We start from the raw sequence: 333 nt of genomic DNA, 5'->3' as shown, positions 1-333 counted from the left end.
CGCCCTCGTAGGGGATGGTGTGCATGATCGCGCCGCGGATGCGGTCGGTGTCCTCCTGCTCCTGGTAGAACGACACCTTGGGCGGGTACTTGCTGCGCTTCTTCGGTGCGGCCGCCTGCGGCTCTGTGACGCTCTCTGCGGGCGTGGCCGGTGCGGCAGGCGCGGGAGCGGCTGCCGGAGGCTCCTGCGGCGTCTCAGCGGCCGGTGCGATGGGGTTGCGTCCGCTGAGGGTGGAGCGTTTGCGTTCGGGTCGGGCGCTCATGCGCGTACTCCTTCGAGGGTGGTCAGGTGGCCGCTGTAGAGGCCGCTGAGGGCGGTTGCCTCGGCACTCCC

General features: G+C 70.9%; 1 pseudogene. It reads right to left on the bottom strand.

The window, feature by feature from the left end:
- A pseudogene (locus ACZ3HG_RS23240) lies at positions 1-262 on the bottom strand (hypothetical protein); the annotation flags it as partial.
- Positions 263-333: the final 71 nt, after the last annotated feature.

The organism is Erwinia sp. PME.40.26/001, from assembly GCF_055556675.1.
The sequence above is the reverse complement of the archived record's forward strand: the minus strand, read 5'-3'. Positions and strand labels throughout refer to the sequence as shown.